This window comes from Herbaspirillum lusitanum P6-12 (assembly GCF_000256565.1).
GTDB lineage: Bacteria > Pseudomonadota > Gammaproteobacteria > Burkholderiales > Burkholderiaceae_D > Herbaspirillum > Herbaspirillum lusitanum.
Genome location: NZ_AJHH01000538.1, coordinates 1 through 1,393 on the forward strand (window position 1 = coordinate 1; position 1,393 = coordinate 1,393).

The 1,393-nt window shown below is 67.6% G+C and carries 1 protein-coding gene and 1 pseudogene; both read left to right on the forward strand.

Translation table 11 applies throughout. The features are described 5' to 3' along the window. Positions 1-575, forward strand: a pseudogene (locus tag HLUSI_RS29355) (hypothetical protein); the annotation flags it as partial. A 62-nt stretch (positions 576-637) separates the two neighbouring features. After that, positions 638-1,393, forward strand: a 756-nt coding sequence (locus HLUSI_RS29360) for a hypothetical protein (protein ID WP_040503629.1), incomplete at its 3' end; no start/stop codon positions are given.

Genomic DNA, 1,393 nt, shown 5'->3' on the forward strand with positions numbered 1-1,393 from the left:
GCGCCACCCGTCAGGCGGTGTACGTGTCGGGTTCCGGCACCGGCGCGCTGCTGTTCCGCTACACCGTGGTCAATGGCGACGCCGACGCCGACGGCATCACGATCGGGGCGCTCTCGCTCAACAGCGGCAGCATCAAGGACACCGCCGGCAACAACGCGGTGACCACTCTCAACGCGGTCGGCGCCACCACCGGCGTCAATGTCGACGGCTCGCAACCGAGCATCACCAACGTCAGCGCCAGCACCTCGGACGGCGCCTACGGCACTGGCCAGACGGTGACCATCACCGTTGATTTCAGCAGCGCGGTGAATGTCGACACCACCGGCGGCACGCCGACCCTGGCGCTCAACGGCGGCGGCAGCGCCACCTACACCGGCGGCTCGGGCGGCACCACGCTGAGCTTTACCTACGTGGTGGGCGCCGGTCAGAACAGCGCCGACCTCGATGTCAGCAGCACCAGCGCCTTGTCGCTGAACGGCGCCACCATCATTGAAGCCGGCGGCGCCCACCAGAACGCCTCGGTGACGCTGCTCACGCCGGGCGCGGCGTCAGCGGCACGCTGGCGTCCAACCTGACGGCCGGCGAACACGTCTATGTCTCACTCGACAACGGCGCCACCTGGGCCGCCGCCACCGCCGTGGTGGGCACCAGTGCCTGGTCGCTGGCCGGACAGACGCTTACCGCCAGCGACACGCTGCTGGTCAAGGTCTCCGATGCCGCTGGCAACGATGGCGCCGTGAGCAGCCAGGCTTATGTCTACGATACCGTGGCGACTGTGCCGACGGTCGACACACTGCAGACCGGCAGCCTGACCCCCACACTGACCGGCCACGCAACACTGGCCGCCGGCGAAACCCTGACGGTCACCGTCGGCGGCGCCACCTATGACGTCGTGCCGGTGGCCGGCAGCTGGAGCCTGGATCTGGCGACCGCCGTGCCTGCCAGCGGTGCGCTGGGACTGGTGCTGAACAGCCGCTACCAGGTCACGGCCACCGTCACCGACCTCGCCGGAAACGTCGCCAGCGACGCCAGTGCCAATGAACTTACTGTGGGGACGATTGCGCAAGCGCTGCCGCCATCGACGACCCCTGAGTTGCCGCCGCCACTGCCCACGCAGACGCAACTTCCACAATTACCGTCAACGACAGGCTTGGGTGATACGCCGCCTGTGCCCCCGATCACGGCCGCCTCTGTCCTCACCTCTGTGCCGATGTCACCGGGCGGTTGGGGCAGTGGATTGGGACAGGGAGCATCCTTGCCTGATGCCGCAGCGCTGCCCGATATCGTGGATGTTGCGACTGGTCGTGCGGATCTGATCGGCAACGATCGTGTACTGATCAGCAACACGCCGCTGCCCGACCTCAGTGCGTCGAGCGGCGCACGCATTTCCTAT